This window comes from Variovorax sp. SPNA7 (genome assembly GCF_033807855.1).
GTDB classification, from domain to species: Bacteria; Pseudomonadota; Gammaproteobacteria; order Burkholderiales; family Burkholderiaceae_C; genus Variovorax; species Variovorax beijingensis.
This window is the reverse complement of the sequence record NZ_CP138513.1, coordinates 3,973,766-4,000,339: the sequence shown is the minus strand read 5'-3', so window position 1 is coordinate 4,000,339 and position 26,574 is coordinate 3,973,766. Positions and strand designations below refer to the sequence as shown.

Annotated in this window: 27 protein-coding genes; 11 read left to right on the top strand and 16 right to left on the bottom strand. The window is 68.8% G+C overall.

All coding sequences use genetic code 11. The features are described 5' to 3' along the window. Positions 1 to 6 precede the first annotated feature (6 nt). The 4 genes from RZE77_RS18755 to RZE77_RS18740 all read right to left on the bottom strand — a co-directional run bounded on the left by RZE77_RS18755 (position 7) and on the right by RZE77_RS18740 (position 3,418). Entirely contained in the window at positions 7 to 843 is an 837-nt protein-coding gene (locus RZE77_RS18755; protein WP_319438739.1) for a siderophore-interacting protein, read from the bottom strand. Between the two features lie 16 nt (positions 844 to 859). Further along, positions 860 to 1,438, bottom strand: coding sequence for a PadR family transcriptional regulator (locus RZE77_RS18750; protein ID WP_319438738.1), 579 nt, complete (start codon positions 1,436 to 1,438; stop codon positions 860 to 862). A 156-nt stretch (positions 1,439 to 1,594) separates the two neighbouring features. Beyond that, positions 1,595 to 2,428 (bottom strand): HDOD domain-containing protein, encoded by an 834-nt coding sequence (locus RZE77_RS18745; protein ID WP_319438737.1) that lies wholly within the window; start codon positions 2,426 to 2,428, stop codon positions 1,595 to 1,597. A 132-nt stretch (positions 2,429 to 2,560) separates the two neighbouring features. Then, positions 2,561 to 3,418: a LysR family transcriptional regulator gene (locus RZE77_RS18740; RefSeq protein WP_319438736.1), complete on the bottom strand. Its 858-nt coding sequence runs from the start codon at positions 3,416 to 3,418 to the stop codon at positions 2,561 to 2,563. 83 nt (positions 3,419 to 3,501) lie between these two features. Between RZE77_RS18740 and RZE77_RS18735 the strand changes: the two genes are divergently transcribed. Further along, positions 3,502 to 3,879 (top strand): tautomerase family protein, encoded by a 378-nt coding sequence (locus RZE77_RS18735; protein ID WP_319438735.1) that lies wholly within the window; start codon positions 3,502 to 3,504, stop codon positions 3,877 to 3,879. 26 nt (positions 3,880 to 3,905) lie between these two features. On the opposite strand, the gene RZE77_RS18730 is transcribed toward RZE77_RS18735, so the two are convergent. The 3 genes from RZE77_RS18730 to RZE77_RS18720 are packed head-to-tail and all read right to left on the bottom strand — an operon-like array spanning position 3,906 to position 7,272. Then, positions 3,906 to 5,222: a sulfatase family protein gene (locus RZE77_RS18730; protein ID WP_319438734.1), complete on the bottom strand. Its 1,317-nt coding sequence runs from the start codon at positions 5,220 to 5,222 to the stop codon at positions 3,906 to 3,908. A 14-nt stretch (positions 5,223 to 5,236) separates the two neighbouring features. After that, complete coding sequence (locus RZE77_RS18725) at positions 5,237 to 6,229, bottom strand: Bug family tripartite tricarboxylate transporter substrate binding protein (protein WP_319438733.1); 993 nt, start codon at positions 6,227 to 6,229, stop codon at positions 5,237 to 5,239. A 38-nt stretch (positions 6,230 to 6,267) separates the two neighbouring features. Then, entirely contained in the window at positions 6,268 to 7,272 is a 1,005-nt protein-coding gene (locus tag RZE77_RS18720) for a Bug family tripartite tricarboxylate transporter substrate binding protein (protein WP_319438732.1), read from the bottom strand. 105 nt (positions 7,273 to 7,377) lie between these two features. Here RZE77_RS18720 and RZE77_RS18715 point away from each other — a divergent pair, with 105 nt between their 5' ends. Beyond that, positions 7,378 to 7,902 carry a MarR family winged helix-turn-helix transcriptional regulator gene (locus tag RZE77_RS18715; RefSeq protein WP_319426886.1) on the top strand — a complete coding sequence of 175 codons (525 nt, stop codon included), beginning with the start codon at positions 7,378 to 7,380 and terminating at the stop codon, positions 7,900 to 7,902. On the opposite strand, the gene RZE77_RS18710 is transcribed toward RZE77_RS18715, so the two are convergent. Beyond that, positions 7,874 to 8,884 carry a Bug family tripartite tricarboxylate transporter substrate binding protein gene (locus tag RZE77_RS18710; protein ID WP_319438731.1) on the bottom strand — a complete coding sequence of 337 codons (1,011 nt, stop codon included), beginning with the start codon at positions 8,882 to 8,884 and terminating at the stop codon, positions 7,874 to 7,876. The genes RZE77_RS18715 and RZE77_RS18710 overlap by 29 nt on opposite strands. Before the next feature lie 125 nt (positions 8,885 to 9,009). Here RZE77_RS18710 and RZE77_RS18705 point away from each other — a divergent pair, with 125 nt between their 5' ends. Together RZE77_RS18705 and RZE77_RS18700 are read left to right on the top strand one after the other, a co-directional pair. Beyond that, positions 9,010 to 9,978: a LysR substrate-binding domain-containing protein gene (locus tag RZE77_RS18705; RefSeq protein ID WP_319438730.1), complete on the top strand. Its 969-nt coding sequence runs from the start codon at positions 9,010 to 9,012 to the stop codon at positions 9,976 to 9,978. A 17-nt stretch (positions 9,979 to 9,995) separates the two neighbouring features. Then, positions 9,996 to 11,249: a DUF418 domain-containing protein gene (locus tag RZE77_RS18700; RefSeq protein ID WP_405547634.1), complete on the top strand. Its 1,254-nt coding sequence runs from the start codon at positions 9,996 to 9,998 to the stop codon at positions 11,247 to 11,249. On the opposite strand, the gene RZE77_RS18695 is transcribed toward RZE77_RS18700, so the two are convergent. Next, a complete protein-coding gene (locus RZE77_RS18695) occupies positions 11,222 to 11,845 on the bottom strand; it encodes a LysE/ArgO family amino acid transporter (protein WP_319438729.1) in 624 nt (207 codons plus the stop codon). The two genes, RZE77_RS18700 and RZE77_RS18695, sit on opposite strands and share 28 nt — an antisense overlap. A 107-nt stretch (positions 11,846 to 11,952) precedes the next feature. Between RZE77_RS18695 and RZE77_RS18690 the strand changes: the two genes are divergently transcribed. After that, a complete protein-coding gene (locus tag RZE77_RS18690; RefSeq protein WP_319438728.1) occupies positions 11,953 to 12,411 on the top strand; it encodes an Lrp/AsnC family transcriptional regulator in 459 nt (152 codons plus the stop codon). Positions 12,412 to 12,430: 19 nt separating this feature from the next. On the opposite strand, the gene RZE77_RS18685 is transcribed toward RZE77_RS18690, so the two are convergent. Genes RZE77_RS18685 through RZE77_RS18675 form a run of 3 tightly spaced genes read right to left on the bottom strand, consistent with a single transcriptional unit; the run spans position 12,431 to position 16,793 of the window. Continuing rightward, on the bottom strand, positions 12,431 to 13,492 hold the full coding sequence (locus tag RZE77_RS18685; protein ID WP_319438727.1) for a mechanosensitive ion channel family protein: 1,062 nt from the start codon (positions 13,490 to 13,492) through the stop codon (positions 12,431 to 12,433). Further along, positions 13,492 to 15,732, bottom strand: a complete 2,241-nt coding sequence (locus RZE77_RS18680) for an FUSC family protein (RefSeq protein WP_319442380.1) — start codon at positions 15,730 to 15,732, stop codon at positions 13,492 to 13,494. Before RZE77_RS18680 ends, RZE77_RS18685 begins: the two co-directional genes overlap by 1 nt. After that, on the bottom strand, positions 15,732 to 16,793 hold the full coding sequence (locus tag RZE77_RS18675; protein ID WP_319438726.1) for an inositol monophosphatase family protein: 1,062 nt from the start codon (positions 16,791 to 16,793) through the stop codon (positions 15,732 to 15,734). Before RZE77_RS18675 ends, RZE77_RS18680 begins: the two co-directional genes overlap by 1 nt. 121 nt (positions 16,794 to 16,914) lie before the next feature. Between RZE77_RS18675 and RZE77_RS18670 the strand changes: the two genes are divergently transcribed. Beyond that, entirely contained in the window at positions 16,915 to 17,646 is a 732-nt protein-coding gene (locus RZE77_RS18670; protein ID WP_319426874.1) for an RNA methyltransferase, read from the top strand. An 80-nt stretch (positions 17,647 to 17,726) separates the two neighbouring features. Further along, positions 17,727 to 18,497, top strand: a complete 771-nt coding sequence (cysE, locus tag RZE77_RS18665) for a serine O-acetyltransferase (protein ID WP_018906334.1) — start codon at positions 17,727 to 17,729, stop codon at positions 18,495 to 18,497. 299 nt (positions 18,498 to 18,796) lie between these two features. Here the strand turns inward: cysE and cadR are convergent, their stop codons facing one another. Next, positions 18,797 to 19,270 carry a Cd(II)/Pb(II)-responsive transcriptional regulator gene (cadR, locus tag RZE77_RS18660; protein WP_319438725.1) on the bottom strand — a complete coding sequence of 158 codons (474 nt, stop codon included), beginning with the start codon at positions 19,268 to 19,270 and terminating at the stop codon, positions 18,797 to 18,799. Between the two features lie 73 nt (positions 19,271 to 19,343). Between cadR and RZE77_RS18655 the strand changes: the two genes are divergently transcribed. After that, positions 19,344 to 21,623 carry a heavy metal translocating P-type ATPase gene (locus RZE77_RS18655; protein ID WP_319438724.1) on the top strand — a complete coding sequence of 760 codons (2,280 nt, stop codon included), beginning with the start codon at positions 19,344 to 19,346 and terminating at the stop codon, positions 21,621 to 21,623. A gap of 6 nt (positions 21,624 to 21,629) precedes the next feature. On the opposite strand, the gene RZE77_RS18650 is transcribed toward RZE77_RS18655, so the two are convergent. Next, a complete protein-coding gene (locus RZE77_RS18650; protein ID WP_319438723.1) occupies positions 21,630 to 22,208 on the bottom strand; it encodes a carboxymuconolactone decarboxylase family protein in 579 nt (192 codons plus the stop codon). Positions 22,209 to 22,327: 119 nt separating this feature from the next. Between RZE77_RS18650 and RZE77_RS18645 the strand changes: the two genes are divergently transcribed. After that, positions 22,328 to 22,666, top strand: coding sequence for a winged helix-turn-helix transcriptional regulator (locus RZE77_RS18645; RefSeq protein WP_319438722.1), 339 nt, complete (start codon positions 22,328 to 22,330; stop codon positions 22,664 to 22,666). 36 nt (positions 22,667 to 22,702) lie between these two features. After that, positions 22,703 to 23,965 (top strand): cation:proton antiporter, encoded by a 1,263-nt coding sequence (locus tag RZE77_RS18640; protein WP_319438721.1) that lies wholly within the window; start codon positions 22,703 to 22,705, stop codon positions 23,963 to 23,965. A gap of 7 nt (positions 23,966 to 23,972) precedes the next feature. Here RZE77_RS18640 and RZE77_RS18635 read toward each other — a convergent pair whose 3' ends face one another. Continuing rightward, on the bottom strand, positions 23,973 to 25,304 hold the full coding sequence (locus tag RZE77_RS18635) for a heavy metal sensor histidine kinase (RefSeq protein ID WP_319438720.1): 1,332 nt from the start codon (positions 25,302 to 25,304) through the stop codon (positions 23,973 to 23,975). Then, on the bottom strand, positions 25,301 to 25,978 hold the full coding sequence (locus RZE77_RS18630; protein WP_062366367.1) for a heavy metal response regulator transcription factor: 678 nt from the start codon (positions 25,976 to 25,978) through the stop codon (positions 25,301 to 25,303). The genes RZE77_RS18635 and RZE77_RS18630 overlap by 4 nt, the downstream gene beginning before the upstream one ends. Positions 25,979 to 26,139: 161 nt before the next feature. On the opposite strand from RZE77_RS18630, the gene czcI reads away from it, so the two are divergent. Further along, a complete protein-coding gene (gene czcI / locus RZE77_RS18625; protein WP_319438719.1) occupies positions 26,140 to 26,514 on the top strand; it encodes a cation efflux protein, CzcI family in 375 nt (124 codons plus the stop codon). Positions 26,515 to 26,574: the final 60 nt, after the last annotated feature.

The following is a 26,574-nucleotide window of genomic DNA, read 5'->3' as shown; positions in this document are numbered from 1 at the left end:
GGCGCTTTACTCGTCGTGTGTATCGTGCGTGGCCACCGCGCCGCGCCGCCAGTAGCCGGAGGCGCGAATCCACTTAGGGTTGGCGCCGCGTTCGCCCACGAGGTGCGCACGCAGCGCCTTCGCGATGGCCGATTCGCAACCCACCCACGCATGGAAGTCGCCGGCCGGCAGCGCCATGGCCTTGAGCGCATCGAGCAGCACCGGGCTCAGGCCCGGTTCGACGCCGTTGCGGTGCACCCACTTCAATGTGAGCTGCGCCTGCGTCTCGAACGGAACCTGGTCGGCTTCGCTGTCGACTTCGGCCAGCACCACCACCCGCGCACCGGCCGGCAACTCGGCCAGGCGCCGCGAGATGGCGGGCAGGGCGGTGTCGTCGCCGATCAGCAGGTGCCAGTCGAAGGCCGTCGGCACGATGAACGAGCCGCGCGGGCCGCCCACGCCGAGCAGGTCGCCGGGCCGGGCCTGCTCCGCCCATTGCGTGGCGGGGCCGGCATCGTGCAGCGCGAAGTCGAGCTCCAGCGTGTTGGCGTTGGCGTCGTGGCGGCGCGGCGTGTAGTCGCGCATGGTGGGCCGGCCGCCCGCTGGCCACACCGGGCCGTCGGGCCCCACGGTCGGCAGCGTGAGCTGGCCGGTCGCATCGGGGAAAAAGATCTTTGCGTGGTCGTCGAAGCCCGGGCTCGTGAAGCCCGCGAGGTCGTCGCCCGTGAGCGTGATGCGGATCAGGTGCGGCGTCACGCGCTGCACGGTCTTGACCGTGAGCTGGCGAAAGCGAAGCTCGTGGCGCACGCGGTGCGGCGTGCGGTCGGGCGTGAGGGAAGCAGGAGTGGTTGTGAAGTCGGTCATTTCAAAAAGAAGAAGTTCAGATGCGCTCTAGCTGTTGAGCGGCGCTGTCGAGCACCGCGGCGAAATCGTGGGCCTGTTGTTCGGTGAGGGGGGCGCCCGAGAGGCGCATGCGCATCGCGAGCTTGAGGTTCTCGATGGCGCGCGTGACCTGCGGCGGGCGGCCGCCGCGCGGGCCGGCGCCGTCGACGCCGCCGTTCATGCGGGCCATCATGGCGTCGGCCGTGTCGCGGTTGGCCGCCAGGAAATCCCGGCCGCTCGCGGTGATGCTGTAGCGCTTGCGCCCGCCGGTGTCGGCCGTTTCCACGCTCAGGTAGCCCATCTCCTCGAGCAGCGTGAGGGTGGGGTAGACCACCCCGGGGCTCGGCGCGTAGCTGCCGCCCAGGCGGTCTTCGATGGCCTTGATGAGCTCGTAGCCATGGGCGGGCTTGTCGGCGATGAGCTGCAGCAGCACGAAGCGCAGGCCGCCGTGGCCGAACACCCGCCCGCCGCCGCGTCCGCCGTGGCGGCCGCGGCCGCCCGAGAGGCCGTCTTCATGTTCGCCGCGCGGGGAGTGGCAGTGGTGATGGTGGTGATGGCCGAAGTGGAAATGTCGCATGTCGATGTCCTCTCGAGGTATATCGAAATTATTTTCGATATATCTAAAAAAGTCAAACAGCTCTGCCTGCCGCATCACTGCAGCGCATCCACGGGGTGGTTTAGGTCGGGTTGGGCCGAGGCCCAGGCTGACGGGCGGGCGGCGCCCGTCCGGTGATCAGGCGATCATCGATTCCAGGTCGGACGCCAGCTCGCGCGGTGCCGGCATGTCCTGCATCACGTCCTCGGAAAGGCCGATCGCGTCGGCAGGCTGGGCCGGCCAGACATGCTGCGCGTCGCCGATGCGCAGCCCTTCGCGCTCCAGCGCGACGCGCCAGACCGCCAGGTGCAGCACGCTGGCGAGCGGGTCGACCTGTTCGGCCTCCATCGGGTTGGCGAAGGAGGAAAGGGCGCTGACGAACTCGGGCGCGAATTCCCAGCGGGCAGCCAGCCGCGCGCCGACCTGGCCGTAGTGGAAGCCGAACTTCTGGCGCTCCACCTCGAGCCGCCCCATGCGGTCGAAGGGGTGCGCGGCATTGAGCTCGGCCATCGGCTGCTTCATGGGCACGGCGCCGGCCATGATCAGGTGCCCGATGGCGTGCATGCTGCCGACGGTGAAGGCCAGGCTCTGGTCCACGCGGCGCGTCTTGCCCGCGAGGTAGCGGGCCACGGCGGCCACGCGCAGGCTGTGCGACCAGAAGGCCGGCAGATGCACGCCTTCGACCTTGCGGAAGGTGCCCGTGAGGCCGGAGCTCACCACCAGGGAGCGGATCGAGGAGAAGCCCAGCAGCTGGATCGCGTCCTGGATCGACAGGATCTTGCGGCGCAGCCCGAAGTACGGCGAATTGGCCATGCGCAGCACGCGGGCCGTCAGCACCTGGTCGAGCTCGATCTTGCGTGCCACCACGGAAACCGCGGCGTCCTCGTTGCGAAGGAGCTCGATGAGATCGAACACCACCTTGGGCACCGTGGGGAGCAAGTGGCTGTCGGTAAACAGTTCGTCCAGGGTCATGGCGATCTCGGGCTGTAGTTTTTTGCTGCCCGGGATTGTCCTGCAACCTTAGTGTTACATGTTGATGTCTTCGGAATCGGGCCGGTTCCGCGGCCCGGTTGCAGACTTCCAGCAACACAGAGCGGTGACGCGCTAGCCTCGCACCGCGCTCCTGAAGGCCGCCGAAAGCGCGGCCAGCGCATCGCGCGGCCGGCCGTCCTTGACCCTCGAGTGAAGCAAAACCGGCAGGCGTGGCAGATCGGGAAGCCCGAGCCTGGCGCCTACGTCGACTGCGCCGAACGGCAGCATGCGCGGCGCCAATGCAGCGACGCCCAGCCCGGCCATGACGGCCGCAGCGACCGCCGCAACGCCGCCGCCGACGAAAACTTCTGCCCAGGGCACGGCTGCCGCATCGAGCAACTGCCCGGCCATCGCGCGCACGCCGCAAGGCTCGGCCATCGTGGCAAGCGGCAGGGGCTCGCCCGCGCGATGCTGCCAGCCTGGCGCTGCGAACCAGCCGAATTTTTCTTCGGCAAGAATTTCCCCGTCGCTGCGACCGGCATGCAGGCGGACGATCACCGTGTCGAGTTCCCGCCGGTCGAAGCTGCGAAGCAGATCGCCCGACGATCCGATCCGGATTTCGATCAGCAGCTGCGGATCTTGCGCGTTCATGCGCGCGATCAGCGCGGGAAGCTCCGGGCCCGCCACATGGTCGCTGATGCCGATGGTGAGGCGCTGCCGGGCTTCGGCAAATACGGCAAGCGCGCGATCGTGGACTTCCAGGAGTTCGCGGGCGTGTTCGAGGAAGGCGGCGCCTCGCGACGAAAGCTCCACGGATCGGGGCGTGCGCTCGACGAGCCGGCAGCCGAGCCTCTCTTCGAGCCGCTTCAGCTTCAGGCTGACGCCGGCCTGTGTCGTCTGCATGGCTTCAGCCGCGCGCGTGAAGCTGCCAAGCTCGACGATGCGGATGAAAGCCTCCACGGCATCCAGGTCGAGAGGGCGGTCAATCATTTCAATTGATTATCTTTGATATAAATATCAATATCAAATTGAAATAGATGGCATCGAACCGGGACACCATGGAAAGGACCCGGATGCCACTGCTTCAGATCTCGCTTCGCGCCGGAAAGCCGGAGGCCTACCGGCAGGCGATCTTCGACAGTCTTTATCGCGCGATGCGCGAAACGCTCGACGTGCCTGAAGACGACCAGTTCATGACCATCACCGAGCATGAGGCTGCGAACTTCCGCTACGGCGCTGCCTTTGGCGTGGCCCGCAGCGACGATCTCGTGTTTATCCGGATCACCGTGTTCAACACGCGCACTGCGGAGCAGAAGAAGGCGCTGTTCCGGCGGATCGCGGAATTGCTCGGCGAGAACCCCGGCATCCGGCCGGAGGACGTGTTCGTGAACATTGCCGACGCCGCGAAAGAAAATTGGTCCGTCGGCAACGGCCTTGCGCAATTTGCTTGAGGCGATCCTGTTGAACGCGCCCGCCCTCAGCGCTGCGGCATGTCCTTGACCGAGTAGCCCAGGCTCACCGTCGCATCCTCCGGAATCGCGGGCATGGTCGCATTCCAGGCCAGCCAGTCTTCCCGCATGGCCGCGAGCCGCTGCGGCTCCTTCTTGCCCAGGTTCGCCCGCTCGCGCTCGTCGGCCGGAATGTTGAAGAGGTACTCGTTGCCGTCGACCTTCAGGTACTTCCAGTCGCCGTCGCGCATGGCCTGCTGGCCGCGGTGGTTCATGCGCCAGTGCAGCGGGCGTCGGAAGCTGTGCTTCGCGTCCTTCAGCACCGGCATCAGCGACACGCCGTCGAGCGGATAGTCCGCATCGGCCTTGACGCCGGCCGCGTCGAGCATGGTGGCCGACCAGTCCATGGTCATGCACAGCTGCCGGCTCTCGCCGCCCTTGGCAATCACCGCGGGCCAGTGCGCGATCCATGGCACGCGGATGCCGCCTTCGGTCAGGTCCATCTTGCCGCCCACCAGCGGCCAGTTGTCGGAGAAGCGCTCGCCGCCGTTGTCGCTGGTGAACACCACCAGCGTGTTGTCGGCCATGCCGTGCTTCTGGAGCGCGGCCATGATCCAGCCGATGCCTTCGTCCATGTGATGGATCATGCGGCGGTACATGTGGATGTTGCCGCCGGCCAGGTCGAACAGGTTGTCCTTCACGAGCGGCGCCTTCTCGGCGTCGTCGCGCGTTTCCCAGGGCCAGTGCGGCGCGGTGTAGTGCAGGCTCAGGAAGAAGGGCGCGTCCTGCTTTGCCATGCGCTCCACGTAGTCGACGGCGCGCTTGGAGAGGATGTCGGTGAGGTAGCCCTCTTCCTTTTTGTCTTCCTCGCCGAACCACAGGTCGTGGCGGCCGGTGGAATCGCAGTGCGTGAAGTAGTCGACGCCGCCCGACATCGGTCCGAAGAACTCGTCGTACCCCGAGCGCAGCGGCCCGAAGGTGGGCGGGTAGCCCAGGTGCCACTTGCCGATGAGCGCGGTCTGGTAGCCGCCGGCCTTCAGCAGCGAAGGCAGCGTGGGGTGGTCGGTCGGCAGGCCGAGCGTGGTGCTGCCGCGGCTCTTGCTGTTGATGGGTTCCTCGGCCGCGCCGCGCAGCCGGTACTGGTAGCGCGCGGTGATCATCGCAAAGCGTGTGGGCGAGCACACGGGCGAGTTCGAGTAGCCCTGCGTGAGCTTCAGCCCATGGGCCGCCAGGCCGTCGAGCACGGGCGACACGGGGCCGAATGCGGCATCGCGGCCGCCGTAGCAGCCGAGGTCGGCATAGCCGAGGTCGTCGGCCACGATGAAGATGATGTTGGGTCTGGTCATGTCGCTGGAAAGGTTCAGGGCTGGTAGCCGGACTTCTGCACGACGGGTGCCCATTGCGCCTTGTAGGCCTTGAGCATTGCGGCGGTCTGCGCCTGCGTGCTCACCACCGGCGTCATGCCGGCGTCCTTGAACTTGCGCTGCGTGTCCGCATCCTGCATGACTTCGCGGATGGTGGCGGCCAGGCGCTCGACCTTGGCCTTGGGCATGCTGGCCGGCGCAAAGAAGGTGTTCCAGCCGGTGGCGGCCAAGTCGAGGCCGGCCTCCTTGAAGGTCGGGATGTTCGGCGCGAAGGGCGAACGCTTTTCGCCCGACAGCGCCAGGATGCGCAGCTTGCCGGCGTTGTGCTGCGGCAGCACCACGTCCTCGGTATCGACCGAAATGGGTACCTGGCCGCCGATCAGGTCGTTCAGCAGAGGGGCCGAGCCGCGGTAGCCGATCACCTGCGTCTGCACCTTGGCTTTCTCGCCCACCATGAGGCCGAAGAAGTGCGGCAGGCTGCCGGTGGCCGGCACGCCCACGTTGGCCTGGTTGGGGTTGGCGCGCATCCACGCCAGCAGGTGGTTCAGCTCGCGCACCGGCAGCGTGGGCGAGACCGACAGCGCGAAGTCGTAGCTGTTGACGTGCGACACGGGCACGAAGTCGCGCTCGGGGTCGTAGTTGTTGTCCTTGAAGACGAGCGGCGCCACCACCATCACGGCCGGGTTGGCGAGCATCAGCACGTTCTGGCTGGCGGGCGTGTTCCTGGCCTGCTGCGCGGCAAGGCGGCCGCCCGCGCCGGGTTTGTTGTCGACGATGACCGGCACGCCCAGCCGAGCGCCGAGCTTGTCGCCCACGATGCGCGCCACGCGGTCGGTGGCGCCGCCGGGCGCGTAGCCGACGATGATGTGCAGCGGGCTGTCGATCGTCTGCGCGCCCGCGCTGGCGGGCACGGCGGCGATGGACGCCATGAAGCCGGCTGCGGCAAGCAGCGCGGCAAGGCGGCGGGTGATGGGGGCGGTCTTGGGCATGTCGGGGTTCCTCCTCGTTCGGTCGTTCGTTCGGTTGTTCAGTCGGTGGCCTGGAAATTCACGGCCTTCATGATGCCCGCCCAGCGCGCAGTGTCCTCGCGCATGGTCTTGAGCAATGCCTCGCTGCCGTCGCCGACCGGGTACATGCCGTTCTGCAGCAGCAGCTGGCGCACCTCGCGGGCATTGACGGCCCGGGTGAATTCGGCGCGCAGCTTGTCGATGACGGGCTGTGGCGTCTTGAGCGGCGCATAGTAGGCGAACCACGCGGTGGCCACCACGTCCTTGTAGCCGGCCTCGACGAAGCAGGGCAGGTTGGGCATGAGCGGCGAGCGCTTCTCGCCGCTGGTGGCCAGCACCTTCGCGCGGCCCGTGGGCAGCATCTGCTGCGCGCCGCCGACGGTGTCGAAGTACACGGGCACGGTGCCGCCCATCAGGTCCTGCCGCGCGGGCGTGGAGCCGCGGTAGGGCACGTGCACCATCTTCAGTCCGGCCGCGCGGTTGAGCATCTCGCCGAGAAAGTGCGAAGGCGTGCCCGCGCCATAGGAGCCGAAGCTCAGCTTGTCGCCCTGCGTCTTGGCCCAGGCGATGAATTCGGCCAGCGTGTTGGCGGGCACGTCCTTGTGCACGGTCAGGGCCAGCTCGAAGCGCGCCGCGTTGATGAGCGGCACGAAATCCTTGATGGGGTCGTACGACAGGCTGCGGTACGCGCTCGGGAACATGGTCATCATGCTGGCCGTGCCCAGCAGCAGCGTGTGGCCGTCGGGCGCGGCCGTCTTGACGGTTTCGGCCGCAATGCGGCCCGCCGCGCCCGCGCGGTTGTCGATGATGAGCGGGCCCAGTGCGTCGCGCACCTGCTGCGCGATGGCACGCGTCAGCACGTCCTGGGTGCCGCCGGCGGGCACCCCGATCAGCACCTTGATCGGCTGGCCGGGCCTGAAGGCCTGGGCCTGCGCATCGAGGGCGAGCGGCGCCAGGGCGAGTCCGCCCAGCGCGGCGAGTGCGCGGCGGCGGTCGAAGCTCAAGGAAAGAGGTGTGCTGGGCATGGGGCGGTGTCTCCGGGGTCTTATAGGGCTGGTGTTGGATCCCGAAGGACTTTAGAGACGCTACATTCGATTGATCTAATCAACCATCCCCCGGACTAACCCCGAATGACCGCGCCGCGCCGCTCGCCCGACGACCTGCTGCTGTACCGGCTCGCGCGGCTGGTCGGGGTGGCGGGCAGCATGGTGATCCGGCTGTGCGAGGGCCGCTTCGGCATCACGCGGCGCGAGTGGCGGCTGATCGCGGTGCTCGCGAGCCGCGGCGAACTGGGCTCCTCGCAGCTGGCCGAGCACGCCCAGCTCGACCGCGCCCGCACCTCCAAGACGATCGGCTCGCTGGTCGAAAAGCGGCTGGTCTCGCGCGTGGCCCGCGCGGGCGACCGGCGGCAGGTGCTGCTGGGCCTGACCGAGAGCGGGCAGGCGCTGTACGAGGAGCTTTTTCCGCTGGTCACCCAGATCAACGCCGAACTGATGGAGGCGCTCGACCAGGAAGACGCGGTGCGCCTGGACGGATTCCTGGACCGCCTGCAGGCGCAGGCCGAGCGCATGGTGCAAAAGGCCGTGCTGCCCAAGGCCGACCGTGGGCGCCGCGGCGCGGCCGGCATCAGTCCACCTTCATCCCGGTCGCCTTGACGATGCGGCCGTAGCGCGCCTGATTGCCTGCCAGGCGCTCGGCCGCGGCGGCGCCGGTCTCGCCGAGCGCCACCATGTCGAGCGAAGCAAGGCGCGCCTTCACCTCGGGCAGCGCCAGCGCCTTCTGCAGCGACTGGCGCAGCACCTGCACCACCGGCTCGGGTGTGGCGGCCGGCACCATCGCGAGGTAGAGCACCTCGAACTCCAGGTCCTTCAGGCCGAGTTCGCCCACCGTGGGCACCTCGGGAAGCAGCGGCGAGCGCTGGCGGCCGGTCACGGCCAGCGCGCGCAGCTTGCCGGCCTGCACCTGCGGCAGCAGGCCCGGCGTGGCGAGGATGCCGGCCTGCACCTCGCCGCCCAGCAATGCCATCACGGCCGGTGCGTTGCCCTTGTAGGGCACGTGCGTGACCTTGGCGCCGGTCGCGGTCGAGAAGATGCCGGCCGCAAGATGCCCCGGGCTGCCGTTGCCGGCGGAGCTGAAGGTGGCGGGCTCGGCCTTGGCCTGCGCGATGAATTCCGGCAGCGTCTTCGCCTTCACGGCGGGCCCGACGCCGAAGCCCAGGCCCGAGGAGCTGAAGATCATCAGCGGCTTCAGGTCCTTGGCCGCGAAGGGCATCGACGCGTACAGGTGCGGGTTGATGGTGAAGGTGCTGTCGATGCTCAGCAGCACCGTGTAGCCGTCGGCCGGGCTCTTGGCCACGAGGTCGGCGCCGATGTTGCCGCCGGCGCCCGGCCGGTTGTCGACCACGAAGGGCTGCTTGAGTTCTTTCTGCAGCACGTCGCCCAGCGCGCGGCCGAGGATGTCGAGCGGACCGCCGGCCGGGAAGTTGGTGATGAACTTCACCGGCTTGGCGGGGTAGGCCGCGTCGGCATGCGCGGCCGGGCTGCCCAAGGCGAGAGAAAGCGCCGTGCAAGCAGCGGCGGCAAGGGCCAGGCGGCGCGATGCGCCCGGGGCGTTCTTCTTCGAGAAACCGGTGGTCATGTCTTTGCTTGTCTCCGTATCGGGGGCCACTCTAGAAGGTGGAAGGGGCCCGCACAACTGAAAGCTCTTCTGCCAGCTATTCCATCTGGTTATATTTGAACGGCCGCCTCACAGGGAAGACACCCATGTCAGCCATGAACAACTTTGCGCGCCTCAAGCTGCGCCACCTGCAGTGCCTGGTGATGGTGGCGCAGGAGCGCAACCTCGTGCGCGCGGGCAAGGCCCTGTCGCTCACGCAGCCCGCGGTGTCCAAGACCATCGCCGAGCTCGAGGAGATCGTCGGTCGCCAGTTGCTGTTGCGCCGCCGCCGCGGCGTCGAGCTCACGCCGGCGGCCGAGGTGCTGGTGCGCCATGCCGTCTCCGCGCTGCGTGGACTGCGCGAAGGCATGGGCCTGGCCATGGACCAGCCCGAAGCCGAACAGCTGCACGTGGCCGTGGGCGCGCTGCCCAACATGGCGGCCAACCTGCTGCCCGAGGCCGTCGCGCGGCTGTATGCATCGCATCCGGCGCTGCGCGTGCGCGTGGTGAGCGGCACCAATGCGCAATTGATGACGCAGCTGCGCCAGGGCGAGATCGACCTCGTGCTCGGCCGGCTCGCGCAGGCCTCGGCCATGGCCGACCTGGCGTTCGAACAGCTCTACAGCGAACCGCTGCTGCTGGTGGTGCGCCCCGGCCATCCGCTCGCCGCGCGGCGCAAGCCCACGCTCGATGCGCTGGCCAACCATCCGCTGGTGCTGCCCGTCTCGGGCACCCTGATCCGGCACACGGCCGATGCCTTCCTGATCGCGCAGGGCATGGCGCTGCCCAGCCGGCTGGTGGAGGCGACGGACACCAGCTTCGTGGTCGGGCTGCTGCAGCGCTGCGACGCGGTGTGGTTCGCCCCGCAGGGTGCCGTCGAAGGCTTCATTGCGCAGGGCGCGTTGAAGCGCGTGGCCATCGACACCTCGGGCACCGAAGGGCCGGTGGGCTTCACGGTGCGGCGCGGCGGCGAAGCGGGCGAGGGCGCGCGGCTGCTGGTCGAGGCGATCCGCGGCATCGTCGCGGCCGCGGCGCGCGGGGAGCGGGCTGGTGCCAGACTCGGGAACACTGCATGAACACCGCTCCCCAAGCCATGGCGCCCCGCCAGCCTCCCGCGCAGAACCCGGGCGGCGCTGCCTCGAACGAACGCCAGCAGATGGTCGATGCGCTGCGCGGCTTCGCGCTGCTGGGCATCCTGGTGGTCAATATCGCGAGCTTCGCATCGACCTATTACGGCCTGGGCGTTCCCGATCCGATGGCCGTCTCGCTGGCCGACCGCTGCGCATCGTTCGTGCGGGCCTTCGTGTTCGAGACCAAGTTCTACCTGCTGTTCTCGTTCCTGTTCGGCTACAGCTTCACGCTGCAGATGCGGTCGGCGGAACGCGACGGAAAAGCTTTCGTGCCGCGCATGGTGCGGCGGCACGTCGGCCTGTGGGTCATCGGCGTCGTGCATGCCGTGCTGCTCTACTACGGCGACATCCTCACCACCTACGCGGTGCTGGGCGCCGTGCTGCTCATGCTGCGCAGGCGCGGCGATGTGTTCCTGGCGTGCGCGGGCATCGCGCTGGTGCTGCTCACTTCATTGCTGTGGGCCGCCGTCGGCCAGATGTACACGCACATGGACATGCTGATGGCCACGCAGGCGGCGTACGCCGAAGCCGCCGCGGCGCTGGCCGCCTACCGCGCCACGCCCGCCATGGTGGTGGTGCAGCACTTGCGCGATCTCTCGCAGACCTGGTGGATCACGGGGCTGGTGCAGGCGCCGGAGGCGCTGGCCATGTTCTTCGCGGGGTTCATCGCCGGCAAGCGCGGGCTCCTCGCGCATGTCGAAGCGCATCGCGCGCTGTTGTGGCGCGTGTTCTGGTGGGGCCTTGCCGTCGGCCTGCCGGGTGCGCTCGCCTACGCCTGGCCGACCCTGCGGCTGAACGACCCGGTGCGCGACATCCAGGGCCTCGCGGTCACGCTGCTGACGGCGCCGTTCCTGGCTGCCGCGTATGCGGCCGGCATGCTGCTCGTGTTCCAGCGCGGGCGCGGCGGCCGGGTGCTGGTGCAACTGCTGGCGCCGGCGGGCCGCATGGCGCTGTCGAACTACCTGCTGCAATCGCTGGCCTGCGCGTGGATCTTCCTCGCTTACGGGCTGCGCTGGATCGGAACGATCGGGCCGCTGGCCACATTCGCAGTGGCGTTCGCGATCTTCGCGGGCAACCTGGCGCTGAGCCGGTGGTGGATGCACCGCTTCGCCTACGGCCCGGCGGAGTGGCTGCTGCGGGCGTTCACCAACCTCCAGCGCCCGCCGCTGCGCCGGCGCCGGCGTGCGGATCAGCGCGACAGCAGCGCCGAGAGCTGAAACACGGCAAAGCCCAGCAGCAGTGCGCCCGACAGCCGGTTGATGGACTGGAGCACCCGCGCACCGAGCTTGTGCCGCACCATCGACACCACGGTCGACAGGCCCACCCACCACAGTGCCGACCCGAAGAAAACGCCCAGCACCATCGTTACGGCGGCGCCGCTGCTGCTGCTCGCATGCCCGGTGCCGATCGATGCGAACACCGCGACGAAGGACAGGACCGTCATCGGGTTCGCGAGCGTGAGCATGAACACCGACAGCATGGCCTTGAGCGGCGTGGCGGCGTCCTGCGCGGCGCGGGCCTGGGTGGCGGCCGGTGCGCGCAGCAATTGCACGCCCATCCACGCCAGGAAGGCCGCGCCGCCGAGCGCCAGCGGCACACGCGCCGCCACCATGGACGAAATGACCGCCGACACGCCGAACGCGCCGATGGCGCCGTAGCACGCATCCGCCAGCGCGGCCCCGAGGCCGCTGAGAAAACCGATGGCACGGCCGTGCGCGAGCGTGCGCTGGATGCAGAGCAGCCCGATGGGACCCACGGGTGCGGCGATCGACAGCCCGATGACCAGGGCCTTGAGGAAAAGAGAAAAGTCCATGCCTTCGATTGTTCGGCGCGGCCTTCATGGCGAGAATGACGAAATTCAGGCGTGCAGCGTGCCCAGCCTGAAATCGGAAGTGAAATTCCCAACTGCACCTTAGATTCATGGAAATCGACTCCAAGCACTGGCAAATCCTCGACGCGCTCCAGCAGGACGCGCGCACCTCGCTGACGGCGCTGGCGCGGCAGGTGGGCTTGTCCGTGCCCTCGACCTCGGAGCGCGTGAAGCGGCTCGAGGAGGCCGGCGTGATCGAGGGCTACCGCGCGGTGGTTCCGCCGCGCAAGGCGGGCTATACGGTGACGGCGCTGATCGGCATCACGACCGCGCAGCCCGACAAGGCCCGGCTGCTGAAGCTGCTCGATGGCCGGCGCGAGGTGCTCGAGTGCTTTCACGTCACCGGGCAGGATTCCTATGTGCTGAAGGTGGTCGCCCGGGACATCGAGCATCTCGAGTCCTTCGTGAGCAGCATCAACCACCTGGGGGAGACGCGCACGTCGATCGTCATGTCGGTGCCGATCCCGGCGCGCGCGGTGGCGGTGCCGGCGGGCACCGTGCCGGGGTGATTCGCTGCGGTGCGCTTCTTCAGCTCGCTGCCGCGCCCTGCGGCGGATCGGCCTCGATGCGCATCCTCGGCAGGAACTGCGGGTACTCGCGCTGCATGAAGCCGATGAGCCCTTCGCGCACCTTGCAGCGCAGGTCGAAGGCCAGGCTCGAGGTGGCCGCGGTGCAGAGCACGCGGACCTGCATGGTGCGCTCGGTGGCGTCGGTCACCTGTACGTTGAAGAAGCGGCCGTCCCATTCGGGCGCCGCCTTCACGATGCGCTCGACCTCTTCGCGCAGCGGCGCGAGCGGCATGCCGTAGTCGGCATAGACGAAGACCGAGCCGAGCAGCTGCGACGAATGGCGCGTCCAGTTCTGGAACGGCTTTTCGATGAAGTAGCTGAGCGGCAGGATCAGGCGCCGGTCGTCCCAGATCTTGAGCACCACGAAGGTGCCGGTGATCTCTTCGACGCGGCCCCATTCGCCCTCGACCACCAGCACGTCGTCGATGCGGATCGGCTGGGCCAGCGCGATCTGCAGCCCGGCGATCAGGTTGCTGAACACCGGCTTGGCCGCGAGGCCCGCCACGATGCCGATCACGCCCGCGGAGGCCAGCAGGCTCGCGCCGACCTGGCGCGCGCCCGGAAAGGTCATGAGCATCATCGCGCCGCCGGCCACCAGCACCACCGACATGGCCGTGCGCGCGAGCACGCGCGTCTGCGTGAGCACGCGGCGCGCCTGCAGGTTGTCGGCAATGTCGGAGGGATGCTGCGCGAGCACGCCGTCGGCAAAGCCGCTGATGGCCCTTACCGTGAGCCAGGTGGTCGCGGCAATCAGCAGCAGGCCGTTGAAATGCCGCACGCTGCCAAGGAAGCGCAGATCCTCGGGCGCGGCCTGGAACACCAGCAGCAGGGCCACCAGCGGCAGCACCAGCCGCGCCGGTGCGTTGCAGTTGATCACCATCGCATGCACCGCGGGTGCGGGGCGCGTGATCCGTTTCAGCACAAGGCCGCCGATGCGGTGGATCAGCAGCGCGAGCGGAACGGCAATCAGGGCTGCGAGCCAGGTACCGAACCAGGGGTGGGCAAGAAGCTCTTGGTTCATCAGGCGGTGGTGGGTGTTGCTTCGGTTGTCTCGTCCAGGTGTTGAAGGATTCGCGCCGCGTCGTCGCGCAGCTGCGTCGAAAGTGCCGTGGCCAGGTCGAGCCGGCGCAGCAGCCAGGGGCTGATGTCGTTGTCGAACGGGTCGGGCAGGGGAATCGGGCCACCCACGGTGGTGGAGCCGGGGCTTTCGGGGAGCGAGGGGCCGGTGGTCGGCGCGGTGCCGATGGCGGCCTCGATGCGCTGCGCGGTGCGCGCGAGCGGGCCTTCGATCTCGGCGGCCGTGAGCCGGTCGCGCCGCAGCACCAGCATCGACTTGACGGCGCTGAGCTGCGCGAGCAGCTGGTAGCTGTGCGCCTGCAGGTGTTCGAGCGGCTCGAGCGGCGGCTGCACCGCGCGCGGCTCCGACAGCGAGCGCTGCGTGGCCTGCACCAGGGCCGAGAGGCTGTCGTAGGCCTCGCGGCGCGCGAGCCGCCATTCGAGCTCGGGGCTGCTGTCGACGGCCTGCAGCTGGCCGAGGCCGAGCGCCAGCCGTGCATGGCGCGCCTGCGCGGTGAGCGTGCGCGCCACCAGCGCCGGAATCTGCCCGCGCTCCCACGAGGGCAGCACATAGCAGAAGCCCCAGGCCAGCGCCGCGCCGATCAGCGTGTCGGCAATGCGCTCGAACAGCGCGAAGATGGGCGCGGCGCCGGTGTTGAGCATGTGCGCCTGCACCAGGCCCAGCACCGTGGCCGCCACCGCCGTGATCAGGTAGCGCCGCACCGCAAAGCTGTGCGCAATGGCCTGCGCCACCGTGAGGATGACCAGCAGCATGAGCGGCGAAGGATGCGCGGAGAGCAGGCCCACCGCGAGCACGCTGCCCAGCAGCGTGCCGGCGACGCGGCTGTTGCGCCGCTCCAGCGTCTGCGAAAGGCTGCCGCGCAGCACCACCACGATGGTCAGCAGGATCCAGTAGTCGTGCGAACCCCAGGGCAGCGACACCGCAATCGCGTAGCCGGCCGCGATGGCCAGCGCCGCGCGAATGGCGTGGCGCAGCGGCGGCGCGTCCCAGCGCCACAGCGTGAGAAAGGGCAGCAGCGACCAGTCGGTCGGGCTCACGAACATCTGCCAGTTGGCGCGCACCACGGCAAGGTTGGGCTCGGCATCGCCGCGCGCCATGGCCGACAGGCGCAGCACCTCGTCGTTGATGTGGCCGATGCGGCTGGCCAGGCCGCGCGCGAGCATGGCGGCGTTCGGGCCGGGCAGGCCGTGGCTGGCGATATGGTCCTCGCCCGAAAGATGGATCGATGCGAGCCGCGGCCGCCGGTCGGCCACCACCCCGGGCTGGCGGCCCATCAGCAGCGCGTCGCCGAGCGCGATGGTGTCGTCGGCCAGTTCCTCGAGCACGCGGCGCATCTCGATGAGCGCCTCGGCGTGCGCGGGATGGCTCTTGAGCGCGTCCAGGTCGAGCTCGCTCGCGAGCAGCTGGTCGCGCATCTCGAGCACGATCACCAGCATGGCGGCCAGCCGCTGACGGCGCGGCGTGCGCGGCGATTCGAGCACGATGTCGCGCGTGGCCTGCAGCTGGTCGGCCAGCGCGGCCTGTTCGCGCAGCAGCTGGCCCAGCAAAGGCGCGGGGGTTTCGCGGATGTCGCTGGTGTCGTCGCGCGGCGTGAACTGGCTGGCCTCGGTGCGCATCAGCGCGGCCAGCGAATACAGCACGTCCGAGACCGACTGCACGCGAAAGCGCGAATTCAGCGCATGGTTGGCGAGCGTGGCCCAGATCACGTAGAGCCCGGCGCCAAGCCCGAAGTGCCAGGTGCGCTCGAGCGCCTCGGCCATGCCGCTGGGTGCGGGCGTGGCCATCGAGAAGATCATCGAGAACATCACCGCGATGGCAATGGGGATGCCGCGCTTGCCCCATGCCATGGCCAGGAAGGCGACGAAGGTGGCGGGCACCAGCACCAGGCCGAGGCGAATGGGGGCGGCGTGCAGCAGCTGCACGAAGAAGAACAGCGGCAGCCCGATCAGCGGGGCCGGCAGCATCTGGAAGAACTTGCCGCGGCGCGGGCCGGGCAGGTCGGGCGGGGCCGTGACGATCACGCCCACCGCGGCGGTGGAGGCCGCGATGGCGCCGAGCCACAGGTGCGCGCCGGCCGAGATGACCAGCAGGCCGAGCGCGACCGTGAGGCCGCTGGCGACGTACTGGCTCAGCGCAATGCGCAGCGCCGCACGGAACCGGAGGGCGGCACCTGGCCCCTGCATCACTTGGCGGAAGCGTCGCCTTCGGAGGAGCCGCCGCCAGCAGGCGCGTCGCGGCGCACGCGCGTGAGCTTGCGCTGCACGGGGGCGGCCGGCGCGGCCGCGGGAGCGGGCGCCTCGCCGTCGAGCGGCGCGGCCGTCAGGTCGGTGACCGTGCTGCGGGCGTACAGGTCGACCGATTCGTCGGCACCGGGCCGCGCGGCGGCCGATACGGCGCGCACGCGGTCGCTGGCGCGCATCTTGTCGTCGATGCCCGCGAATTTGGAATATTTGGAGAGCAGCGGCACCAGCTGGCCGTAGATGCGCGGCGCGCCGGCCAGGCATTCGCGCTGCTCCAGGAAGTCGGGCTCGCCCGTGAAGTTGCCGATCAGGCCGCCGGCCTCGGTGACCAGCAGCGAGCCTGCGGCCACGTCCCAGGGGTTCAGGCCGGTCTCGAAGAAGCCGTCGGTGAAGCCGGCCGCCACGTAGGCCAGGTCGAGCGCCGCGGCGCCGGGGCGGCGCAGGCCCGCCATGCGGGGCATCATGTCGGCCATGATGGCCAGGTACTGCTTGAAGTTGTCGCCGCTGCGGAACGGAAAGCCCGTGGACACCAAGCATTCGCTGAGCCGGGTGCGCTTGGAAACGCGGATGCGGCGCTCGTTCATGTAGGCGCCGCGGCCCTTGGTGGCGGTGAACAGGTCGTTGCGGCTCGGGTCGTAGATGACCGCCTGCTCGATCTTGCCGCGCACCGACAGCGCGATGGACACGCAGTAGACCGGGAAGCCGTGGATGAAGTTGGTGGTGCCGTCGAGCGGATCGATGATCCAGACGTAGTCGGAATCCTTGGCGCCATGCTCGGCGCCCGATTCCTCGGCCAGGATGCCGTGCCCCGGATACGCGCCAAGCAGCGTTTCGATGATGACCTGCTCGCTGGCGTGGTCGACTTCGGTGACGAAGTCGTTGACCTGCTTTTGCGAGATGCGCACGGCCTCGACGTCGAGGGCGGCGCGGTTGATGATGGCGCCGGCGGCGCGTGCGGCCTTGACGGCCACATTGAGCATGGGATGCAGGTTGGGGGACGACATTCTGGATTGTGAGAAGAGCGGTGGGGTAGGTCCCCTGGAGGCGACCCTGCGGTCCGGCGATGCGGGCGGCGAGAATCGGGCATTTTACCGGCTCCGCCGCCTTGTGTCTCCCAACCCCGCCATGCGCACCCGCTTCATCCTGATCCAGACCAGCCACGCCGGCAATGTGGGCGCCGCCGCCCGCGCCATGAAAACCATGGGTTTCGACGACCTGGTGCTGGTCGCGCCCAGGTGGGCCAACGTGCTGCGGCGCGAGGAAACCATCCAGCGCGCGAGCGGTGCGCTCGACGTGCTGGCCAATGCCCGCATCGTCGAAACGTTGGACGAAGCTCTCGATGGCGTGACCCACCTGTGCGCCACCGCCATGATCCCGCGCGACTTCGGCCCGCCCACGCGCACCCCGCGCGAGCACCTGGAGCCGCTGGCGAAGCAGGGCGACCAGCACGTGGCCTTCCTGTTCGGCTCCGAGCGCTTCGGCATGCGGAACGAAGACGTCTACCGCTGCAATGTGGCGCTCAGCATTCCGACCGATCCGAAGTTCGGCTCGCTGAACCTCGGGGCTGCGATCCAGGTGGTGGCCTACGAATGGCGGCTTGCGCTGGGCGGCTACGAGGTGCGCGATGCCACGGCGCCCATCGAGGCGGCCGATGCCAAGGCGGTGGCCGGCATGCTCGAGCACTGGGAGCGTTCGCTGGTCGAGATCGGCTTTCTGGACCCCGGGGCACCGAAGAAGCTGATGCCGCGGCTGCAGCAGCTGTTCAACCGCGCCCAGCCCACGCCGGAGGAGATCCACATCCTGCGCGGCATTGCCAAGGCGATGGCCGATGCGGCCCGCGGGCCGCGCAACGGCTGACAAAACCCCATCGGCGATGCGCGAAGACGGCCGGCCTTAGACTTCGCGGCCCTATCGATATAACGACAACAAAGGCTGCGATGTTCTCTCGATTGCGCGCCGACATCCGGTGCATCCTCGAACGCGACCCGGCCGCGCGCAGCGCCTGGGAAGTGATCACGGTCTACCCCGGCTTCCATGCCGTGGTGCTGCACCGCTGGGCGCACGCCTGCTGGACGCACGGTTTCAAGTGGCCGGCCCGCTTCATCGCGCATGTGGCGCGCGGGCTCACGGGCATCGAGATCCATCCGGCGGCCAAGATCGGCGAGCGGGTGTTCTTCGACCATGCGATGGGCGTGGTGGTGGGCGAAACCGCCGAGATCGGCGACGGCTGCACCATCTACCAGGGCGTGACGCTGGGCGGCACCTCGCTCTACAAGGGCACCAAGCGGCATCCGACGTTGGGCAAGAACGTGGTGGTGAGCGCGGGGGCCAAGGTGCTGGGCGGTTTCCTCGTCGGCGACGGCGCCAAGATCGGCAGCAACGCGGTGGTCATCAAGCCGGTTCCGGCAGGGGCGACGGCGGTGGGCATTCCCGCGCGCATCATCCCGTCGAAGGCCGGCGAGAGCGCCGATGTGGCCGCGCCGCAGAAGTTCTCTGCCTACGGCATCACGCAGGACGACGACCCGCTGAGCCAGGCGATGCGCGGGCTGATCGACAACGCCGCGGGCCAGGAACACCAGATCGCGCTGCTGTGGCAGGCCATCGAGAAGCTGTCTGCGCATCCCGGCACCAAGGACTGCGTGCCCTGCGACGCGGCGCGTGATGAGAGCTTCGAGGCGGAGAAGCTGACGCAGCTGATCGGGAAGTGACGGTTCAGGGCGCTTGTGTTCGGACGCTCTTGTTCAGGGCGCGTGCACAGGACACCGGGTACTCCCCTCCGCGAATGTCCCCCGCCTTCGGCTCCTCCTTTATTTCGCTGCGGGGAGCACCCGATGCCCTGTGCCCGTGAGGCGCGGCTGCGGTGCTGGCCGATCAACGGCCGCTCTGAATAACGATCACGTCGATGGGGTGCCTTGCGCAGCGAAATCAAGGGGGAGGCCGCAGGCCGGAGGACATTCGCGGAGCAAGGTACCCCGTCGGCGGGAGCGCGCCCTGAAACTACGTCAACTCAAGCCGAACGCTTCGACGCCGCACTGTGCAGCGACCCATGCACATGCCCCGCGTGCTGCCCGAAGGGCTCGGCTACGGGCGCGGCGGTGTCCAGCTCCTGCAGGATGCCGCAGTTGCGCGCCGATTCGGCGCCGCAGCATTGCTGGCGCAGCGCCTTCAGCTGCTTCTCCAGCGTCTTGAGCTCGCGGATGCGCGCGGCCACGTGGCCGATGTGGTCGTCGAGCAGCTGGTTGACCTCGCCGCAGTCTTCGCCCGGTGCATCGCGGAACCTCAGCAGGCTGCGAATCTCGTCGAGCGTCATGTCCAGCGAACGGCAGCGGCGGATGAAGCCCAGGCGCTGGGCATGCTCGTCGTCGTAGATGCGGTAGTTGCCTTCGGTGCGCGCGGGCTCGGGCAGCAGCTGCTCGCGCTCGTAGTACCGGATGGTTTCGACCGGCGTGTTCGCGGCCTTGGCCAAGTCTCCGATTTTCATGATGCGGCAAGATGAATGAGTGGAGGAATCGTCGTTTGACTCTACACCTGCTTCAGGGTTTCCAATCGGATTCATGACGAACCAGAATGCCCTGAAATCGATGACGCCGCATCCTCAGCCCCATGCGCAGGCCGCTGCCGAAACGGCCTGCTGCGGCAGCAAGGGCTGCGGCTCGCCGGCCGTCGCCGTGGCCCCTGCCGACATTCCGAAGGGCGCCTTGCTCTTTCGCATTCCCACGATGGACTGCGCGGTCGAAGAGTCCGAGATCCGGCGCGCACTCGAGCCGGTCGCGGGTGTGCGGGGGCTGCGCTTTCGGCTCGGCGAACGCACGATGGCCATCACGGCCGACGAAGGCGCCTTGCCCGGTGCGCTCGATGCCATCCGCAAGGCGGGCTTCAAGCCCGAGCCGCTGAACGACGCGGCAGGCAGCCCAGCCGACGGTGCGCAGCCGGTGGCCGCTCCCGCAGGCATCGCGGGCATGAGCAGCGGCCTCGTGCGCCTCATTGCCGCGCTGGTGCTGGCCATCGCGGCCGAGGCCGTTTCCTTTCTCGCACCGGAGGGCGCCGGGTTCATGGCGGCGGAGATGGGGCTCGCGCTCGCGGCCATCGCACTGGCCGGCCTCGACACCTACAAAAAAGGCTTTGCCGCGCTGCTGCGCGGGCGCCTGAACATCAACGCGCTGATGGCCGTGGCGGTCACGGGCGCCTTCCTGATCGGGCAATGGCCCGAGGCGGCGATGGTGATGGCGCTCTATGCCATTGCCGAGCTGATCGAGGCGCGCGCCGTCGATCGCGCGCGCAACGCCATCCAGGGCCTGCTGGCGCTGGCGCCCGAACTGGCCGAGGTCAGGCAGCCCGACGGCAGCTGGAAGACCGCCAAGGCCGATGCGGTGGCGCTCGATGCCGTGGTGCGCATCCGGCCCGGCGAACGCGTGCCGCTGGATGGCGTGGTGACCGAGGGCGCGAGCGCCATCGACCAGGCGCCGGTCACGGGCGAGAGCATCCCCGTCGACAAGACGGTGGGAGACCCGGTGTTCGCGGGCACCATCAACCAGGCGGCCGCGCTCGAATTCCGCGTGACCGCCGTGGCGGCCAACACCACGCTCGCCCGCATCATCCATGCGGTCGAGGAAGCGCAGGGCACGCGTGCGCCCACGCAGCGCTTCGTCGACCGGTTCGCGGCGGTCTACACGCCCGCGGTCTTCGTGCTGGCGATGGCCGTGGCGCTGCTCACGCCCTGGCTCATGGGCTGGAGCTGGACCGAGGCCATCTACAAGGCGCTGGTGCTGCTGGTCATCGCGTGCCCGTGCGCGCTGGTCATCTCGACGCCCGTCACGGTGGTGAGCGCGCTGGCCTCGGCCGCGCGGCGCGGCATCCTGATCAAGGGTGGCACCTACCTCGAAGAGGCGCGCAGGCTCAAGGCCGTGGCGCTCGACAAGACGGGAACCATCACCGAAGGCAAGCCGAAGCTGGTCGCGTCGCGCCTGCTCGATCCCGCGGCGGATGAAGCCGCGATCTTTGCCATTGCCGCGAGCATCGCGGGCCGCTCCGACCACCCGGTGTCGAAGGCCATTGCCGACGGGTTGAAGCGCGAGCACCAGCCGGTCGGCGACTTCAGGGCCCTGCCTGGACGCGGCGTGCAGGCCGTGCACGAAGGCCGCTGCTATGTGCTCGGCAACCACCGCCTGATCGAAGAGCAGGGGCTGTGCAGCCCCGCGCTCGAAGCCGAGCTGAAGCAGCATGAGGAAGCGGGGCGCACCGTCACGCTGCTGGCCTCCGGCCAGGCCGTGCTGGCGCTGTTCGCGGTGGCCGACACCATCAAGCCTTCTTCGAAGGCGGCCATGGCCGAGCTGCGCGCGCTGGGCGTCACGCCCGTGATGCTGACCGGCGACAACGCCGCCACGGCCAGGGCGATCGGCCTGCACGCGGGCATCGATGACGTGCGCGGCAACCTGCTGCCCGAGGAGAAGCTCGATGCCATCAAGGCGCTGCAGCAGCGCCACGGCATGGCCGGCATGGCGGGCGACGGCATCAACGATGCGCCCGCGCTCGCGCAGGCCGATATCGGCTTTGCGATGGGCGGCGCCGGCACCGATACCGCCATGGAAGCGGCCGACGTGGTCATCATGAACGACGACCTGCGGCGCCTGCCCGAAACCATCCGCCTCTCGCGCCGCGCGCATGCGGTGCTGTGGCAGAACATCACGCTGGCGCTCGGCATCAAGGCGGTGTTCTTCGTGCTCGCGGTGTTCGGCAGCGCCACCATGTGGATGGCCGTGTTTGCCGACATGGGCGCAAGCCTGCTGGTGGTGGCCAACGGATTGCGGCTGATGCGCTCCCCGAAGACCGATTGAGGAAATTCACCAGCGCGCGGCCCACTCCTCCAGCGGCACGCGCGCGGCGTTGCACACGTAGCTCACCGCGTGGTACCAGCCCGCGAGCATCATCAGCTCGATCAGCTGCGGCGGGCTCCAGTGGGCGCCCAGCGCCTCCCACAGCGCGTCATCGATGTGGCTGGTGTCGTGCAGCTGGTCCACCATCGACACCAGCAGCCGGTCGCGCGGGGCGAGCAGCGCCACGTCTTCGGCCGACGACGCCATCACGCGCCGGTCGGTGGCGCTGAACCCGGCGGCATCGCCGAAGGCGGCCACGTGCACGCCCCATTCGTATTCGGCGCCGCAGCGGGCGCAGGCGCGCGTGATCACCACCTCGCGGTCGCGCAGGCCGATGGCCGCCTTCCGGCCCAGCAGGTAGCGGCCCAGGCCCAGCGTGCGCTCGGCAAGTTCGGGGTTGATGGCCAGCACGCGGAACAGCGCGAGGATGTCGGCGCGCCCCGGCGGATTCATCCGGTTCAGCAGGTCGGCGATGGGGTCGGGGAAGGGCGCTTCCAGCGGTGGGATGCGGGGCGCGGAGGCAGTAGGCGCAGCGAGGTTGGGCATGGGTCGGATCCTTCGTAGAATGCGATTGAAATCGCTACGAAATCCGTAGCGATCGACTCAGTCTATCGCTACGAAATGCGTAGCGCAAGGGCAGACGCGACCACTTTGGAAAAACAGGCATGAACGACGCTGAAAGCTCGCAAGAACAAGCGGGCGCGACCGCATCCCGCCGCCCGGTGATGCGCCTGCTGGAGCAGCTGGGCCGCAAGGGCACGTTGCGCATCCTGTGGGAGCTGCGCGATGGACTGCCGCAGAGTTTCAGGGCGCTGCGCACGAGCACGGGGGACATGTCGCCTTCGGTGCTGAACGACCGCCTCAAGGAATTGCGCGCGGGTGGCATCGTCGCGCTGGCCGATGCGGGCTATGTGCTCACCGAATCGGGCAGCGAGCTCGTCAAGCGCCTGAAGCCGCTCAATCAATGGGCCGACCGCTGGTTCGAGGCGCCCGAACAAAACTAACATCGGCTGCTCCGCTCACCCCAGGTCCCCGGTTCCATGTCCGCCACTTCCCTCCTGCTGCAACTCATCGTCATCCTGAGCACCGCGCGCATCTGCGGCTGGGTGCTGCGCCATGTCGGCCAACCCAGTGTGGTCGGCGAAATGGCGGCGGGCCTCATGCTCGGGCCGGTGGTCATGGGGGCGCTGTTTCCCTCGCTGCATGCGCAGCTGTTTTCCAAGAGCCATCTCGAAGGCCTGTCTTCGCTCTCGACGGTGGGCCTGGTGCTCTTCATGTTCGTGGTGGGCCTGGAACTGCGGGCCACGCAGGGCGTGCGTGCGCAGCTGAAGGCGGCTGGCTATGTGGGCGCGCTGAGCATCATCGTGCCGATGGTGCTGGGCCTCGCGATCTCGCCGGCGCTGCATCCGGCGCTGGCGCCCGCGGGCGTGGGCTTCTGGCCGTTCGCGCTGTTCATGGCCGCGGCGCTGTCGATCACGGCCTTTCCGGTGATGGCGCGCATCCTGAAGGACCGCGGCCTCGCGCGCACGCCGTTCGGCCAGCTGTCGCTCGGCGCCGCGGCGGTGGTCGACGTGTTCGCCTGGATCCTGCTGGCGCTGGTGGTGGCGCTCGCGGGTGCGGGAGAGGGCTACACGGGCCTGTTGAAGACCACGGCCGGCGTCGCCGTGCTGCTGGCCGTGCTGTTCTTCGGCCTGAAGCCGGCCTTCGCATGGATTCTGCGCACGCGCGCACCCGACGGGGAACCGTCGACCACGGTCATGGCCTCGCTCATGATCGGCCTCCTGGCTTGCGCGATGGTGACCGAATGGCTGCACCTGCATGCCGTGTTCGGCGCCTTCCTGTTCGGTGCCTGCCTGCCACGCGACGACCGCCTGCTGAGTTCGCTCACCGAGCGCATCGAGCCGATTTCCATCGTCGTGCTGATGCCGCTGTTCTTTGCGCTCGCCGGGCTCGGCACCACCACCAATGCCTTCTCGGGCGCGAGCATCGGCGCCATGCTGCTGATCGTCGCGGTGGCCACCATCGGCAAGCTGGCCGGCGGCGCCATCGGCGCGCGCATGGCGGGCTACGGATGGCGCGACAGCCTGGCCACCGGTTCGCTGATGAATGCGCGCGGGCTGATGGAACTCATCGTGATGAAGATCGGGCTGGACGCCGGCCTGATCGGCCCCGAGCTCTTCACCATGCTGCTGGTGATGGCGCTGGTCACCACCGCGATGACCGGGCCGCTCATCAACCTGGTGATGGGGCGCGCCAAGGCCCCCACCGGGGCCGAAGAGGCCGAGGCGCGCGCCAAGCCGTGATGCGCCGTCAGCGCGCGAGCGGCACCGCGAAGCCGATGCGGGTCTCGCCGTTCGCACTCGAGGCGAACACGCGTCCGCCATGCATGCGCGCAATGGCCTCCACGATCGAGAGCCCCAGGCCGTGGTGGCGCGCCGACCTGTCCCGTGCGGGATCGGCGCGGTAGAAGCGCTCGAACAGGCGCGGCAGCGTTTCGGCTGCGATCGGCTCGCCACGGTTCACGACGCTGAGCGTGGCTTCGTTCGGACCCTTGCCGATCTCGATGCCGATGCTCGATGCCGGGGCCGCGAAGCGGATCGCATTGCCCAGCAGGTTGGAAAGCGCACGCCGCACCAGGGAGGCGTCGACGTCGGCCACGGCTTCGCCGGTGACCGTGGCGCGGAGCCCGGCTTCCTCGAGCATGGCTTCGTGGAAGTCGATCACGTCGCGCGCCTGCGCGGCCAGGCTCGTGCCTGCCTTCACGCGCAGCGGCGCACCGCGTTCGGCCTGCGAGAGAAAGAGCATGTCGGTGACGATGCCCGAGAGCCTGCCGACCTCCTCGAGATTGGAGGCCAGAACGGCCTGCAGTTCGTCGTTCGGCCGCGGGCGCGACAGCGCAAGCTCGGTGGTGCCGATCAGGTTGGCGAGCGGTGTGCGCAGTTCGTGCGCGACGTCGGCATTGAACGATTCGAGCTGCACATAGGCCTTCTGCACGCGCAGCAGCAGGGCATTGAACTGCGTGATCCACGGGTGCAGTTCGCGCGCGAACGCCGATGCATCGATGGGCTGGTTGATGTGGTCCGGCGTCAGCGCCGCGGTGCGCTCGGCCAGCGCCTCCAGCGGCCGCAGCCCGCGCCGCACCAGCTGCGCGCCGGTCAGCGAGACCAGCAGCGTGCCCAGCACGGCGGCCGCAAGCAGCGTCCATGCAAGCCGGCGCAGCAGCACCACGTCCCTTGCCACGTCGATGCCGATGCGGATCGAAAGCGGCGTGCCGCCGCCTGCCTGGCCCCAGGTGTGCACGAAGTCGCGCTGGAGCCAGCGTCCGCCCGCGGGCGGTTCGGAGCGGAAGAACACGCTGCCGTCGGACTGCCGCGCAATCGAGAGCCTGACGTCGTCCTGCAGCGAGAAGAAGTCCTCGAGCTTGTGGCGCAGGAACGAAAGGTCGCCGTCCTTCTCGCCTTCCTCGAGCAGGTGCCGCACCAGCTGCGCCTTGTGCTCGAGCTCGCCGTCCTGCTTTTCGCCGAAGCTCCATGCCGTCACCAGGTAGACCGCGAGGCAGGCCACGCTCAGGCAGAAGAAGGCCTGCGCGGCGAACCAGGAGGTGAGCCGGTTGCGGATCGAGTGCGGCCGTGCCGGGCTCACGACCAGGAACGATCCTCGAGCACGTAGCCCATGCCGCGCACCGTGTGCAGCAGCTTGACGTCGAAGGGATCGTCGATCTTGCTGCGCAGCCTGCGGATGGCCACCTCGACCACGTTGGTGTCGCTGTCGAAGTTCATCTCCCACACCTGCTCGGCCAGCGTGCTGCGCGAAAGTATCTGGCCGCGGCGGCGCAGCAGCACCACCAGCAGCGTGAACTCCTTGGCCGTGAGGTCCAGGCGCGTGCGGTTGCGAAAGCACTTGCGGCTGGCCAGGTCGAGCTCCAGGTCGGCCAGCCGCAGCACGGTGGACTCCTGCGGCTTGCCGCGGCGCAGCAGCGCCTGGATGCGCGCCAGCAGCTCGGAAAAGGAAAAGGGCTTGACGAGGTAGTCGTCGGCGCCTTGCTGCAGGCCGTTGACCCGGTCCTCGACCTTGTCGCGCGCGGTGAGCACCAGCACGGGCACGTTGCTGGTGCGCCGGATCGCCTGCAGCACCGCGAAGCCGTCGATGCCGGGAAGCATCACGTCGAGCAGGATCAGCGCGTAGTCGCCCTCGGTGGCGAGGTAGCGGCCTTCGATGCCGTCGCGCGCGATGTCGACCACGTAGCCGTTCTCTTCCAGGCCCTTCTTCAGGTAGTCGCCCAGCTTGGGCTCGTCTTCAATGACCAGAATTCGCATCGACGGATGTTAACGATGGGGCGTTGGCGCCGCAGGTTACGAATTCGTAATCAGAGCGACGGGCAAAAGCCGCACGCCTGTCGTACATTGCGCCGCAACCTGCAAACCGCAGGGGCATTGCAGGCCAGCATGCCATATGCCGCCGATATACTTTTTGCTCCATGCGCCGCTGGCTTCTGATCTTCTTGCTGCTTGTGCTTCCGTTCCAGTTCAGCTGGGCGGCCTCGGCCGCCTATTGCCAGCACGAGCGCGATGCGCAGCCAGGCCACTGGGGCCATCACGAGCACGAGCCGGACCGCAGCGCGGACGGTTCCCGCGCCGACGATGCGCAGAAGAGCCCCGGCACCCCGCCCAATGCCGTGCTCGGCGATTGCGCCGCCTGCCACCTGGGGCAGGCGCAACACCTGCCATCGGCGGCCGATCGCGCGCATGCGCCGTTGCCCATCGCGCAGGTGCTGCGCGCCGTGCCCGCCGAGCATTTCATCTCGCACATCTCCGAAGTGCCCGTGCCTCCTGCGTGGCCTCTCGCCCTTTGATTCGGCGAGAGAACAAGCACCCCCATCCCTGATACCCGACATCAGCCGCTGAGCCCTCTC

Coding starts and splice junctions, on each gene's coding strand:
- RZE77_RS18755 (WP_319438739.1), bottom strand. CDS start 843: ATGACCGACTTCACAACCACTCCTGCTTCCCTCACGCCCGACCGCACG.
- RZE77_RS18750 (WP_319438738.1), bottom strand. CDS start 1,438: ATGCGACATTTCCACTTCGGCCATCACCACCATCACCACTGCCACTCC.
- RZE77_RS18745 (WP_319438737.1), bottom strand. CDS start 2,428: ATGACCCTGGACGAACTGTTTACCGACAGCCACTTGCTCCCCACGGTG.
- RZE77_RS18740 (WP_319438736.1), bottom strand. CDS start 3,418: ATGATTGACCGCCCTCTCGACCTGGATGCCGTGGAGGCTTTCATCCGC.
- RZE77_RS18735 (WP_319438735.1), top strand. CDS start 3,502: ATGCCACTGCTTCAGATCTCGCTTCGCGCCGGAAAGCCGGAGGCCTAC.
- RZE77_RS18730 (WP_319438734.1), bottom strand. CDS start 5,222: ATGACCAGACCCAACATCATCTTCATCGTGGCCGACGACCTCGGCTAT.
- RZE77_RS18725 (WP_319438733.1), bottom strand. CDS start 6,229: ATGCCCAAGACCGCCCCCATCACCCGCCGCCTTGCCGCGCTGCTTGCC.
- RZE77_RS18720 (WP_319438732.1), bottom strand. CDS start 7,272: ATGCCCAGCACACCTCTTTCCTTGAGCTTCGACCGCCGCCGCGCACTC.
- RZE77_RS18715 (WP_319426886.1), top strand. CDS start 7,378: ATGACCGCGCCGCGCCGCTCGCCCGACGACCTGCTGCTGTACCGGCTC.
- RZE77_RS18710 (WP_319438731.1), bottom strand. CDS start 8,884: ATGACCACCGGTTTCTCGAAGAAGAACGCCCCGGGCGCATCGCGCCGC.
- RZE77_RS18705 (WP_319438730.1), top strand. CDS start 9,010: ATGTCAGCCATGAACAACTTTGCGCGCCTCAAGCTGCGCCACCTGCAG.
- RZE77_RS18700 (WP_405547634.1), top strand. CDS start 9,996: ATGGCGCCCCGCCAGCCTCCCGCGCAGAACCCGGGCGGCGCTGCCTCG.
- RZE77_RS18695 (WP_319438729.1), bottom strand. CDS start 11,845: ATGGACTTTTCTCTTTTCCTCAAGGCCCTGGTCATCGGGCTGTCGATC.
- RZE77_RS18690 (WP_319438728.1), top strand. CDS start 11,953: ATGGAAATCGACTCCAAGCACTGGCAAATCCTCGACGCGCTCCAGCAG.
- RZE77_RS18685 (WP_319438727.1), bottom strand. CDS start 13,492: ATGAACCAAGAGCTTCTTGCCCACCCCTGGTTCGGTACCTGGCTCGCA.
- RZE77_RS18680 (WP_319442380.1), bottom strand. CDS start 15,732: ATGCAGGGGCCAGGTGCCGCCCTCCGGTTCCGTGCGGCGCTGCGCATT.
- RZE77_RS18675 (WP_319438726.1), bottom strand. CDS start 16,793: ATGTCGTCCCCCAACCTGCATCCCATGCTCAATGTGGCCGTCAAGGCC.
- RZE77_RS18670 (WP_319426874.1), top strand. CDS start 16,915: ATGCGCACCCGCTTCATCCTGATCCAGACCAGCCACGCCGGCAATGTG.
- cysE (WP_018906334.1), top strand. CDS start 17,727: ATGTTCTCTCGATTGCGCGCCGACATCCGGTGCATCCTCGAACGCGAC.
- cadR (WP_319438725.1), bottom strand. CDS start 19,270: ATGAAAATCGGAGACTTGGCCAAGGCCGCGAACACGCCGGTCGAAACC.
- RZE77_RS18655 (WP_319438724.1), top strand. CDS start 19,344: ATGACGAACCAGAATGCCCTGAAATCGATGACGCCGCATCCTCAGCCC.
- RZE77_RS18650 (WP_319438723.1), bottom strand. CDS start 22,208: ATGCCCAACCTCGCTGCGCCTACTGCCTCCGCGCCCCGCATCCCACCG.
- RZE77_RS18645 (WP_319438722.1), top strand. CDS start 22,328: ATGAACGACGCTGAAAGCTCGCAAGAACAAGCGGGCGCGACCGCATCC.
- RZE77_RS18640 (WP_319438721.1), top strand. CDS start 22,703: ATGTCCGCCACTTCCCTCCTGCTGCAACTCATCGTCATCCTGAGCACC.
- RZE77_RS18630 (WP_062366367.1), bottom strand. CDS start 25,978: ATGCGAATTCTGGTCATTGAAGACGAGCCCAAGCTGGGCGACTACCTG.
- czcI (WP_319438719.1), top strand. CDS start 26,140: ATGCGCCGCTGGCTTCTGATCTTCTTGCTGCTTGTGCTTCCGTTCCAG.